We start from the raw sequence: 13,021 nt of genomic DNA on the forward strand, positions 1-13,021 counted from the left end.
TTTTGATAATTCATATTTGGTATCATTCTGCAGTTCTCCTTTTTTTGTTTTTATGCGTAAAGAGGCGAAACACCTATGGTAATTTCTTCCAGCACGTCCAGAAGTACCTTTACGGTATCCAAAGAGGTAAACATCGTTACGTTGTTTTCGATGGCTGTCCTTCTGATCGCCAGTCCGTCTTCATAATGAACGCCGGATAAAATGGCTCTTGTGTTAATGACATAGCTTACATAGCCGGATCTTATCGCTTCCAGAATTTCGGTGCTGTTTTCACTAAGCTTTCTGCGGATACGAGTGCGAATCCCATGCGCTTTCAGAAACTCTCCGGTTCCGACTGTTGCCTCTATATTGAATCCCATTTCATAAAACCGTCGAATAAGAGGCAGCGCCTCTTCTTTATCTTCATCAGCCAGAGTTACCATGACCGTTCCGTAGTTCTGCATTTTCACACCGGAAGCGATTAAGGCTTTATACATGGCTCGAGGAAATTTTCGATCGTATCCTATGGCTTCTCCTGTTGATTTCATCTCAGGGGACAGATACGCATCCATTCCATTTAACTTAGCAAAAGAAAACGCGGGCGCTTTTACATACCAGAAACTCTTTTCTTCCGGATAACATGTGTCGATGCCCTGCTCTTTCAGGCTGATGCCAAGAATCACTCTTGTCGCAATATCCGCCAGAGAATAACCTGTGGCTTTTGATAAAAACGGAACGGTTCTGGATGAGCGTGGATTTACTTCTATAATATACACGTTTTCCTCCTGATCCACAATAAACTGAATATTAAACAATCCTCTGATTCCGATTCCAAGACCTAATCTTCTTGTATAATCCAGAATCACTTCTTTTACATGGTCTGAAATGCTGTAACTCGGATACACACTGATGGAATCGCCGGAATGTACGCCGGTTCTCTCCACCAGTTCCATGATGCCGGGCACAAATACATCCTGACCGTCGCAGATTCCGTCGATCTCCACTTCTTTTCCTCTGATATAATGATCCACTAATACCGGTTTTTCTTCATTGATCTCCACCGCCGTTTTCAGATATTGCCGCAGTTGTTCTTCTTTTGCCACGATCTGCATGGCTCTTCCGCCTAATACAAAGCTCGGACGTACCAGCACAGGATAGCCTATTGCAGCTGCCGCCTTTACACCATCTTCAATATTCGTTACAGCCTGACCTTTGGGCTGCGGAATAGAAAGCGCGGCCAAAAGCTTCTCAAAGGACTCCCTGTTCTCTGCCTTTTCGATCGCCTCGCAGTCTGTTCCGATGATCGTTACGCCTCTGGATTCCAGAGGCTCTGCCAGATTCACGGCAGTCTGCCCTCCCAGCGAGGCGATTACGCCATCCGGCCGCTCCAGTTCAATTACGTTCATCACGTCTTCGACACAGAGAGGTTCAAAATACAGCTTATCGGAAGTCGTATAATCCGTAGAAACTGTTTCCGGATTATTGTTGATCACAATGGCCTCATATCCGGCATTGCGTATTGTTTTTACGGCATGAACTGTCGAATAATCAAACTCTACGCCCTGACCGATTCGGATAGGACCTGATCCAAGCACCAGAATTTTTTTTCTGTCCTCTGCTATCGATTCGTTTTCTTCTTCGTAAGTAGAATAAAAATAAGGGACATAACTGTCAAATTCAGAAGCGCAGGTGTCGATCATTTTATAAACCGGGAACAGATGCATTTCTTTTCTAATGCGAAAGACAGTATCTTCGTCTGTATTCCAGAGCCATGCCACAGCGCGATCGGAAAATCCTCCTCTTTTTGCCTCATGCAGGACGTCCCTGTTCCATGGATTTGCTTTTAACATATTTTCCATTTCTATGATTTTCTTCATTTTTTCCAGGAAAAAGCCGTCAATCTTTGTTTCAAAAGCAATTTGCTGAACATTGCAGCCAAGTCTTAATAATTGTGCAACGGCAAAGATCCTGTCGTCCGTTCCTGCTTTTATATAGGAAAGAAGCTCTTCCCTTGTCTTTTCATCGAATTTCTCCATATATAGATGAAATACTCCCGTTTCCAGGGAACGGATCGCCTTTAACAGACTTTCTTCAAATGTTCGTCCAATGCTCATCACCTCTCCGGTCGCTTTCATCTGCGTGCCTAACTTTTGATTGGCATCTGCAAACTTATCAAACGGAAAACGAGGCATTTTCGTTACTACATAATCTAAGGCAGGCTCAAAGGAAGCAGGGGTGTTTACAAGGGGGATCTCGTCCAGAGTCATACCTACGCTGATTTTTGCAGACACTCTGGCAATGGGATATCCGCTTGCTTTTGACGCCAGTGCAGAAGAACGGGAAACACGTGGGTTCACTTCGATAACGTAGTACCGGAAAGAATGAGGATCCAGTGCGAACTGTACATTGCATCCCCCTTCCACCCTAAGAGCCCGGATCAGCCTTAGCGCACTGTCTCGCAGCATCTGGTATTCCTTATTCGTCAAGGTTTGGGATGGGCAGACTACGATCGAATCTCCTGTATGGATTCCTACCGGATCCAGATTTTCCATGTTGCACACCGTAATTGCCGTATCATTAGAATCACGAATGACTTCATATTCAATTTCTTTAAAACCTTTAATGCTTTTTTCAACCAATACCTGATGAACCGGCGACAAGGCAAGCGCATTATGAATAAGCCCCAGAAATTCCTGTTCATCGTCTGCAAACCCTCCCCCGGTTCCGCCCAGAGTAAAAGCCGGACGCAGAACTACCGGATAACCGATGGTCTTTGCCGCCTGAAGGGCTTCTTCTGCTGTATTGGCGACAAGGGACGGCAGTACCGGTTCTCCTAATTTTTCGCACAATTCTTTAAACAGTTCTCTGTCTTCTGCCTGCCGGATGCTTTCACTTCCAGTTCCAAGCAGTTCTGTCTGACATTCTTTCAAAACTCCTTTTTTCTCGAGCTGCATTGCAAGATTCAGTCCTGTCTGCCCTCCGATTCCGGGTACTATGGCGTCCGGACGCTCATGGCGGACGATTTTTGCCATATATTCCAATGTAAGAGGCTCCATATAAACTTTATCTGCAATGGCAGGGTCTGTCATTATAGTCGCCGGATTGGAATTGCACAGGATTACTTCATACCCCTCTTCTTTCAGCGCAAGACATGCCTGTGTTCCCGCATAATCAAATTCCGCTGCCTGTCCGATTACAATAGGACCAGAACCAATAACCAGTATTTTCTTTATATCAGTTCGCTTTGCCATGTTTGTTTTCCTCCATCATCTGTATAAATTGATCAAACAAATACCCGCTGTCCTGAGGTCCGGGAGCGCTTTCCGGATGATACTGGACGCTGAAAACATGATCTTTTCTGCAGGCAATTCCTTCTACTGTATGATCCAGCAGATTGATATGGGTCATCTCCAGATCGGTATTTTTCAGACTGGCATAATCTACAGCATAAGAATGATTCTGGGACGTGATTTCTATTTTCCCGGTTTTTAAGTTTTTTACCGGATGGTTTCCTCCCCGGTGTCCGAATTTCAACTTATAAGTCCCCGCGCCATAGGCAAGCCCGATCATCTGATGTCCAAGGCATATTCCAAATAATGGAAAGTTTCCTCTTATTTTCCGTACCAGTTCCAGAACCGGCTTTACATCCTTCGGATTGCCCGGTCCATTAGACAAAAAGACGCCGTCCGGGTTTTGTTTTTGAATTTCTTCATAAGAAGTGTTCCATGGATATACCATGACGCTGCAGCCTCTTGCATTTAAACTTCGTATAATATTTTCTTTTATTCCGCAATCAATGGCCGCCACAAGATAATTTTCCTGTTTGGCGGCACAGTATCTTATTTCTTTAGAACTGACCTTTTCTACGGCATCTTTCGGAATCTCAAATCCTGCCAGTTTTTTCAATCCTTCTTCCGGCGATGTCTGCGCATCTGTAAGCAGCGCCTTACAACTTCCGAAATCCCGGATCTTTCTTACCAGTTTTCTCGTATCAATGCCGTAAATACCGGGAATATGATACTGTTTCATCACCTCGTCCAGCGTGGCGGCGCTGCGGAAATTGGAAGGAATATCATTATAATCTCTCACGGCAAGCCCGCCGATGGAAGGTTGTTTTGTCTCAAAGTCTTCTTTTGCAATCCCGTAATTTCCGATCAACGGATATGCCATAACAACGGTCTGATATGTGTAGGATGGATCAGAAAGGATCTCCTGATACCCAACCGGCGCCGTATTAAATACTATTTCCGTTATTTTCTCTTCCTGACTGCCAAACCCATAGCCATAAAATTGACTTCCGTCTTCCAGAAGAAGCTTCTTATTCCATTTTTCCATTTGTTTCACCTCTCGGATAATTTTTGTTCAAATCGGTCCTTTCGGACATCTGTGGGAATTTCAGTCGCGTATTTCCCGCTAAAACAAGCGTCACAATATGAATGCGTTCCTGTCAGTTCATGAAGGCATTCCAACGGAAGATAGCCAAGTGAATCCGCCCCGATGAGCGTGGCGACCTCTTTTTCTCCATGGTGGGATGCAATAAGATTTTCTTCCGAATCGATGTCTGTACCATAATAACACGGATGCAGAAACGGAGGTGCAGAGATTCTTAGATGGATCTCTTTTGCGCCTGCCTCTCTTAAAAGACTTACAAGCTGTCTGCTTGTAGTTCCTCTTACAATGGAATCATCAATTAAAACTACTCGTTTTCCCTGAATAACCGATGGGATCGGACTCAACTTCATCCGCACCAGATCGATCCGTTCTTTTTGACCGGGAGATATAAAAGTTCTTCCAATGTATTTGTTCTTGACAAGTCCGATTCCATAAGGAATTCCTGAAACTTCAGAAAATCCAAGCGCCGCGTCCAGACCGCTGTCCGGAACGCCGATTACAATATCCGCCTTGACCGGTTTTGTCTGTGCTAATAGTTTCCCAGCCTGAATTCTTGCTGCTGATACAGAGATCTTATCAATGACAGAGTCCGGTCTTGCAAAATAAATATATTCAAATATACAGGTCTTCTGTTTCTGCGTGCCGCAGTGTTCCCGGCGCGACTCGACGCCTTCTTCGCTAAATACCAGGATCTCTCCCGGAAGAAGATCCCTGATCAGTTCCGCGCCTACAGATGTCAGGGCGCAGCTTTCCGAGGCAATCACATAGGAGCCGTCCGGCATTTTCCCGTAACAAAGGGGACGGAATCCATACGGATCTCTCACTGCGATCATTTTAGCAGAAGACATTAATATAAGAGAATATGCTCCTTCCAAAGAAGTCATGGCGCGGCTTACCGCCTCCTCGATACTAGGCGCAGTAAGCCTTTCTCTTGTAATCATATACGCAATCGTTTCTGTATCGCTGGTTGTATGGAAAATTGCTCCTGATAATTCCAATTTATCACGAAGCTCTAACGCATTGCTTAAATTTCCATTATGTGCCAGCGCCATTTTCCCTTTCTGATGGTTCACCTCTATAGGCTGACAATTCTTTCGATTATTTCTTCCTGTCGTTCCGTACCGCACATGTCCCACGGCCATATTTCCTTCCGAAAGATGTGCCAGAGTATCCTCAGAAAATACTTCGCTTACAAGCCCCAAATCCTTATACGACGAAAAGACGCCATCGTCATTTACAACAATGCCGCAGCTTTCCTGCCCTCTGTGCTGAAGTGCATAGAGTCCATAATAAACCAGTTTCCCAAGACGTTCTCTTTTTCTGCTTAAAATTCCGAACACGCCGCATTCTTCATGAATCGCCATATCTGTTCACTCCTCTTGTTTCGTATTTTCATGGAAAGCCGCTGAAATAAATCCTTGAAACAGCGGATGCGGCCGGTTGGGGCGGCTTGTAAATTCCGGATGAAACTGCACTCCGATATAAAACGGATGATCCGCAAGCTCGATGGTTTCTGCCAAACGGCCATCAGGGGAAGTTCCGCTGATCACCAGACCTGCATCGGTAAGCAGTTCGCGGTACTGATTATTTAATTCGTAGCGGTGACGATGGCGCTCTTGAATGACCGAGCGCTGATAGCAATGCTCCATTTGTGTTCCCGGCTGAATCACACAAGGGTAATTTCCAAGTCGGAGTGTGCCTCCCTTATCAATATCATCACTTTGTCCCGGCATAAAATCAATAACCTTGTCCCTGCACTGCTCATCAAATTCCCCGGAATGTGCTTCCGGAAGTCCAGCCTCATTCCTGGCATATTCAATGACGGCAATCTGCATGCCAAGACAGATCCCGAAATAAGGAATCCGATTCTTTCTGGCATATTCAGCTGCAGTGATCATTCCTTCAATTCCTCTGTTTCCAAAACCGCCGGGAACGATGATCCCGTGTATTCCCCGGAAAATCTGAGCTACGTTTTCTTTCGTAATATTCTCTGAATCGATCCAATGAATACGGATATAAGCATTCTGCGCATAGCCTGCATGATTTAAAGCTTCCACTACGGACAGATAGGCGTCATGAAGCTTTACATATTTCCCGACCAGTCCGATATGTACTTCCCGGGTACGATTTTTTATCTGTTCCACCATTTTTTTCCAGTCTTCAAGCCGGGCTTCCTTTGCCTCTAAATGAAGCTCTCTGCAAACTACAGAAGAAAAGCCGGACTGCTCCAGCATAAGGGGCGCTTCATATAAATTTGACAGCGTGCGGTTTTCGATCACGCAGTCCGGCTTCACATTGCAGAAAAGAGAAATCTTCTGAAAAATAGATTCCTCCAAAGGTTTATCGCACCGAAGTACAATGAGATTCGGGTGGATTCCCATTCCCTGCAGTTCCCGTACAGAGTGCTGCGTAGGCTTTGATTTGTGTTCGTCCGAGCCGCTTAAATAAGGGACGAGTGTCACATGAATAAACAGGCTGTTTTCCCGTCCCACTTCCAGAGAAATCTGGCGGACTGCTTCTAAAAAAGGCTGGGATTCAATATCTCCTATTGTTCCTCCGATTTCCGTAATTACCACGTCTGCATCCGTCTGTTTCCCTACGCGATAGACAAATTCTTTGATTTCATTGGTGATATGCGGGATCACCTGAACAGTAGAGCCCAGATATTCTCCCCTTCTTTCCTTATTCAACACATTCCAATAGACTTTTCCTGTCGTCAGATTGGAATATTTATTCAGGTTTTCATCAATAAATCTCTCATAATGTCCCAGATCCAGATCTGTCTCCGCGCCGTCTTCCGTGACAAACACCTCTCCATGCTGATACGGGCTCATAGTTCCCGGATCTACATTAATATAAGGATCTAACTTCTGAGCGGCCACCTTATAACCTCTGGCTTTTAAAAGCCGCCCAAGGGAGGCTGCCGTAATTCCTTTTCCAAGCCCGGATACCACGCCTCCGGTCACAAAAATATACTTTGTCATAAATTGTCATTCCTCTTTCTATTATTTTCCGCTTTCTCCATAGTTTGAAAGCACTCTGGCTGAAGGGTCATTGACGTCACACCCCTCCCACTCTTTGTTCGGCATCCAGAATCCGGCGATCATTTCCGCCTGCCCCGGATAATATTTTTCAAAGATTTCCCTGTACAACAAAGATTCTTTCGTAAACGGACGTGCATAGGTATACTTTTCTGATAATGTTTCCATCTCCTGATCTGTGTAAACGGATTCTGCGTATTCTTTCAGATAATCCACCATGGAATGACCTACTGCGTCTGAAAACGCTGCTTTTTCTCTCCACAGGATTTCTTGCGGAAGGTACGAATCCTCCTGAAATGCATGACGGAGAAGATATTTCCCTTTTCCGTAATGATTCATTTTCAGTTCCGGATCGACTGCCATAACGTAAGTCACAAAATCCAGATCTCCGAACGGAACTCTTGCCTCAAGAGAATTGGAAGAGATACAGCGGTCTGCCCTTAGTACATCATACATATGAAGTTCACGGATTCTTTTCACGGATTCTTCTTGGAACGCCTCCGGACCGGGGGCGAAATCAGTATATTTATATCCAAATAATTCATCCGATATTTCACCGGTGAGAAGTACGCGGATATCTGTCTGCTCATGAATTGCCCTACATACCAGATACATACCCACAGATGCACGTATCGTAGTAATATCGTAAGTCCCCAGAACATGAATCACCTCTTCCAGCGTATCGATCACTTCCTCCGGCGTCATATATATTTCCGTATGTTCGCTTCCGATGTACTCTGCTGTCTGCTTCGCATACTTTAAATCAATGGCGTCTTCACGCATCCCGATGGCAAACGTACGGATAGGTTTCCGGCTCTCTTTAGCGGCGATCGCACAGACGAGCGAGGAATCCAGCCCGCCCGAAAGCAGAAAACCTACCTTCGCATCCGCTACAAGCCGTTTCTTTACTCCTTCGATCAGCAGGTCGTAGATATTCCGGCATACGGTTTCTAAATCATCCCGGCATATGTGTTCTGATTTTGTTATATCGCAATAGCAGGTAAAACTGCCGTTTTTATAATAATATCCCGGAGGAAAAGGCATGATTTTGTCAGTAAGCCCTACCAGGTTTTTCGCTTCACTTGCAAACAGGATCACACCTTTTTCATCATATCCGTAATAGAGAGGACGGATTCCAATGGGATCTCTTGCCGCAATATATTCACCTGTATCGCCGTCATAGAGAATACATGCGAATTCTGCATCCAGCATAGCAAACATATCTGTGCCATATTCTTTATACAAGGGCAGAAGGATCTCACAGTCTGAATCGCTTGCAAAGCTATATCGGTCAGACAATTCTTCTTTGATCTTTTCAAATCCATAAATTTCTCCGTTGCAGACCACGTAACTTCCATCCAATTGGAAAGGCTGCATTCCGGACGGTGTTAATCCCATAATGGCCAGTCTGTGAAATCCAAGAAGACCATTTCCCGTATCAACGATCCGGCTGTCATCCGGACCTCTGGAAATGGTTCTTTGGAAACCTTCTTTAAATTTATCTAAATCGACTACCGGTCCGCAATATCCCATAATCGAACACATACATTTTACCTCCATTTTTCGGGAACTGTTCCATGCGCGCTGTAAACAGTTCCCTTATTTTAAATTTATTCTACATCCTGCAGAGCATCAAAGCCCTCTTCACCGGTTCTGATTTTTACAACATTTTCCACATCATAAACGAAAATCTTACCGTCTCCGATATGTCCTGTATAAAGCACTTTCTTAGCCGTTTCGATAACACTGCGGACAGGAACTTTGCTCACCACGATTTCTACCTGGATTTTCGGAAGCAGGTTTGCCTCAATCTGTACGCCGCGGTAATACTCCGGTTTTCCTTTCTGTACGCCGCATCCAAGAACGTGCGATACGGTCATGCCTGTAATTCCCAGATTCATCATTGCCGCTTTTAATGCCTCAAGCTTTGATTCCTTGCAGACAATTTCCACCTTCGTGAATTTCGGCGTTCCTTCTTCAAATGCAGGAACCGTCTTCACCGGTACAGCTTCAGCTTCCGGCACATCTCCCATGGCAAAGACCGTATTGGTGTCCACATCCTCCGCAATGGTGTCCGGCAGCATAGAAAATCCGGCATATGCGGTAAACAGTCCATGTTCCGAAACATCCAATCCGGCAAGCTCTTCTTCCGGTTTTACACGCAGCCCGATGGTATGTTTAATTGCTAAAAATACAATGGTGATAACCACCGCAACATACGCTGCTACAGCAAGCACGCCTAATACCTGGATTCCCAGAAAGTGCGCGCCGCCTCCATAGAAAAGTCCTGCCTCTGTAGTCTCCCCTGTGGCAAACAGACCGGTCAGAACCGTTCCTGCAGCGCCGCAGACACAGTGTACGGAAACAGCGCCTACAGGGTCGTCTATTTTTGCAATTTTATCAAAAAATTCTATCGCCAGTACAATCAGGATTCCACAGACAACTCCAATGACCGCCGCGCCGACCGCATCTACCGCATCGCAGCCCGCTGTAATGCCTACCAGACCTGCCAATGCTGCATTGTAAGTCATAGAGACATCCGGTTTCTTGTAACGTATCCAGGTGAAAATCAAAGCCGCGCAGCAGGCGACAGCAGCTGCCAGGTTAGTATTAAAGAATACCCTTCCCGCTGTTTCTATCAGGGCATCACTGTCCATACCTACCGTAGAAGCTCCGTTAAATCCAAACCAGCAGAACCAGAGGATAAAGACGCCAAGCGCTGCAAATGTAAGGTTATGCCCTAAAATCGCCTGCGGTTTTCCGTTTTTATCGTATTTTCCAATACGCGGACCTAAGATTTTCGCACCGATCATAGCGCAGATGCCTCCTACCATATGTACGGCTGTAGATCCTGCAAAATCATGGAATCCCATCTGGGAAAGCCATCCTCCTCCCCAGATCCAGTGGCCAGAAACCGGATAGATCAGAAGTGAGATCGCTGCAGAATAAATACAGTAAGCGCTGAATTTTGTTCTCTCTGCCATTGCTCCTGACACAATCGTGGCGGATGTCGCACAAAAGACAGTCTGGAAGATCGCAAACGCCCACAGAGGAACGCCTGAAGGAAGCGCCTGGCTGTACTCGCCCCGGATCAGCGGGTCAAAGCTGCCAATGATTCCGGAACCTTTTCCAAACATCAGTCCGAATCCTACCAGCCAGAATGCCGGTGTTCCAATGCAGAAATCCATCAGGTTTTTCATCAGAATATTTCCGGTGTTTTTCGCTCTTGTAAATCCCGCTTCACACAAGGAAAAACCTGCCTGCATAAAGAAGACCAGAGCTGTGCCAAATAATACCCAGATTGTATTTACAGAACTGTACATGATAACCCCTCCCTTTTTGTTATCTTTGCTATTTTACGCTGAAAAGCAGATCCCCGTAGGTTGGGAACGGCCAGTATTTTTTTGCTGTAACGGTTTCCGCTTCATCACAGGCAATTCGTAACTCCTGCATTCTGGTCAATACTGTATCCCGGATCTGATAAGACTGCGCCACAATATCCTTCACGTCCTGAAGTTCTATCAGAGCTGTTTCCAATGCATCCGTCCTGACTGCCATCTGGTCTGTAAGTGTAGAGAGTTTTTTTATCAGGCCGCTTTCATAACGGCATGCCAATGTCTCATCGACACGTTTCTTCGCAGAAGCTGTCCTTGCCAGTTCCATTGCGTAGGCTTCCACAGCCGGAATGATCTCTCTTTTAACCATATCCACCATAGTATTTGCTTCTATTACGATCGTCTTACAGTAGTTTTCCAGCATAATCTCGCATCTTGATTCCAGTTCCGCCTTGGAGAATACTTTATGTGAAGTAAGCATCCTGACATTTTTTTCATCCAGCAGATGCGGCATACAGTCCGGCGTTGACGGATAGTTCATCAGTCCGCGCTTTTCCGTTGCTTCTTTTATCCATGCATCGTCATAACCGTTTCCATTGAAAATAATCCTCTTGTGATCTTTGATCGTCTTGCGGATCATGGCATGAAGGGTTTCTTCAAAATTCTCTGCTTTTTCCAGTCTGTCCGCATAGATCTTCAGGCTTTCCGCCACTGCGCTGTTAAGCATCATGTTGGCGCATGCGATACTGTTGGAAGATCCCAACATACGGAATTCAAACTTATTTCCTGTGAAAGCAAAAGGTGAAGTACGGTTTCTGTCCGTAGTATCCCGATTGAATTTCGGAAGGACATCCACACCCAGCTTCATCTGTGTTTTTTCCGCTCCTTCATAAGGAATATCTTTTTCAATCGCCTCTAAGACTCCGTTCAGCTCATCGCCCAGAAACATGGACACAACAGCCGGCGGCGCTTCATTTGCTCCCAGACGATGATCGTTTCCTGCGGTTGCAACAGACAGCCTCAGCAGATCCTGATAATCATCCACCGCTTTGATCACTGCGCACAGAAACAGTAAAAACTGCGCATTCTCATAAGGTGTTTCTCCCGGCGACAGCAGGTTTACGCCTGTATCAGTGGAGATGGACCAGTTATTATGTTTTCCGCTTCCATTCACTCCTGCAAACGGTTTCTCATGAAGAAGACAAACCAATCCATGCCGTGCGGCTACTTTTTGCATGATTTCCATCGTCAGCTGGTTGTGATCCGTAGCAATGTTGGTCGTTGTGTAGATCGGCGCCAGCTCATGCTGTGCCGGAGCCACTTCATTGTGCTGTGTCTTTGCAAGGATTCCAAGCTTCCAGAGTTCCTCATTTAAGTCCGCCATGTAAGCCTCTACTCTTGGCTTGATCACACCGAAATAATGGTCATCCATCTCCTGTCCTTTCGGAGGTCTTGCTCCAAATAAAGTGCGTCCTGTAAATTGAAGATCTTTTCTTTGATCATACATTTCTTTTGTAATCAGGAAGTATTCTTGTTCCGGTCCTACAGAAGTAATAACGTATGATACCTTTTCATTGCCGAACAGACGGAGAATCCGAAGCGCCTGCTTATTCAATGCCTTCATGGAACGAAGCAGCGGCGTTTTCTTGTCCAACGCTTCTCCTCCATAAGAACAAAAAGCTGTGGGAATACATAAGGTTTTTCCTTTAATAAACGCATAGGAAGTCGGATCCCATGTGGTATATCCTCTTGCCTCAAAGGTAGCTCTTAAACCTCCGGAAGGGAAGGAAGAGGCATCCGGCTCTCCTTTGATCAGTTCCTTACCCGAAAATTCCATGATAACGCCTCCGTTTGGAGAAGGAGAAATAAAGCTGTCATGTTTTTCTGCTGTGATTCCGGTCAGCGGCTGAAACCAGTGTGTGTAATGTGTTGCGCCTTTCGATACAGCCCATTCTTTCATAGCTTCTGCCACAACGTCTGCTACGCTGCTGTCTAATTGTTCACCTTCATCAATGGTTTTTCTCAATGACTGATATACTTTTGAAGATAAACTTGCCTTCATAACCCTGTCATCAAACACCATACAGCCAAAATATTTGGAAACATTTTTCTTCTTCATAACGACACTCCTTTCGCACGAAAAAAGACAAGGATGCCTTTCCTGCTATCCACATGAAAGACGCCCTTGCCTTTTTCTATCTGTTTCTTTGCAACAACGGAAAAAGCGTCTCTGAGATTGTGTTCTCAAAGACGCCCTTGCCTTTACGTGTTGCA

Annotated in this window: 7 protein-coding genes; all 7 read right to left on the reverse strand. The window is 45.4% G+C overall.

The window, feature by feature from the left end:
• Positions 1–50 precede the first annotated feature (50 nt).
• The 7 genes from carB to RDS42_RS06605 all read right to left on the reverse strand — a co-directional run bounded on the left by carB (position 51) and on the right by RDS42_RS06605 (position 12,866).
• Positions 51–3,230, reverse strand: coding sequence for a carbamoyl-phosphate synthase large subunit (gene carB, locus RDS42_RS06575; RefSeq protein WP_004845348.1), 3,180 nt, complete (start codon positions 3,228–3,230; stop codon positions 51–53).
• Positions 3,214–4,314, reverse strand: a complete 1,101-nt coding sequence (gene carA / locus RDS42_RS06580) for a glutamine-hydrolyzing carbamoyl-phosphate synthase small subunit (protein WP_004845347.1) — start codon at positions 4,312–4,314, stop codon at positions 3,214–3,216. The genes carB and carA overlap by 17 nt, the downstream gene beginning before the upstream one ends.
• Positions 4,315–4,319: 5 nt before the next feature.
• Positions 4,320–5,735 carry an amidophosphoribosyltransferase gene (purF, locus tag RDS42_RS06585; protein ID WP_004845346.1) on the reverse strand — a complete coding sequence of 472 codons (1,416 nt, stop codon included), beginning with the start codon at positions 5,733–5,735 and terminating at the stop codon, positions 4,320–4,322.
• Positions 5,736–5,741: 6 nt separating this feature from the next.
• A complete protein-coding gene (locus RDS42_RS06590; protein ID WP_004845345.1) occupies positions 5,742–7,355 on the reverse strand; it encodes a CTP synthase in 1,614 nt (537 codons plus the stop codon).
• Between the two features lie 21 nt (positions 7,356–7,376).
• Complete coding sequence (asnB, locus tag RDS42_RS06595) at positions 7,377–8,957, reverse strand: asparagine synthase B (protein WP_009243169.1); 1,581 nt, start codon at positions 8,955–8,957, stop codon at positions 7,377–7,379.
• 65 nt (positions 8,958–9,022) lie between these two features.
• Positions 9,023–10,735 carry an ammonium transporter gene (locus RDS42_RS06600; RefSeq protein WP_004845343.1) on the reverse strand — a complete coding sequence of 571 codons (1,713 nt, stop codon included), beginning with the start codon at positions 10,733–10,735 and terminating at the stop codon, positions 9,023–9,025.
• A 28-nt stretch (positions 10,736–10,763) separates the two neighbouring features.
• Positions 10,764–12,866: a glutamine synthetase III gene (locus RDS42_RS06605; protein WP_004845342.1), complete on the reverse strand. Its 2,103-nt coding sequence runs from the start codon at positions 12,864–12,866 to the stop codon at positions 10,764–10,766.
• Positions 12,867–13,021: the final 155 nt, after the last annotated feature.

Source organism: uncultured Blautia sp. (genome assembly GCF_902497045.1).
Lineage (GTDB): Bacteria > Bacillota > Clostridia > Lachnospirales > Lachnospiraceae > Blautia_A.

What these genes read in the sequence shown, in the direction of transcription:
- carB (WP_004845348.1), bottom strand. Translation starts at nt 3,230, where the DNA reads ATGGCAAAGCGAACTGATATAAAGAAAATACTGGTTATTGGTTCTGGT.
- asnB (WP_009243169.1), bottom strand. Translation starts at nt 8,957, where the DNA reads ATGTGTTCGATTATGGGATATTGCGGACCGGTAGTCGATTTAGATAAA.
- carA (WP_004845347.1), bottom strand. Translation starts at nt 4,314, where the DNA reads ATGGAAAAATGGAATAAGAAGCTTCTTCTGGAAGACGGAAGTCAATTT.
- RDS42_RS06600 (WP_004845343.1), bottom strand. Translation starts at nt 10,735, where the DNA reads ATGTACAGTTCTGTAAATACAATCTGGGTATTATTTGGCACAGCTCTG.
- purF (WP_004845346.1), bottom strand. Translation starts at nt 5,735, where the DNA reads ATGGCGATTCATGAAGAATGCGGCGTGTTCGGAATTTTAAGCAGAAAA.
- RDS42_RS06590 (WP_004845345.1), bottom strand. Translation starts at nt 7,355, where the DNA reads ATGACAAAGTATATTTTTGTGACCGGAGGCGTGGTATCCGGGCTTGGA.
- RDS42_RS06605 (WP_004845342.1), bottom strand. Translation starts at nt 12,866, where the DNA reads ATGAAGAAGAAAAATGTTTCCAAATATTTTGGCTGTATGGTGTTTGAT.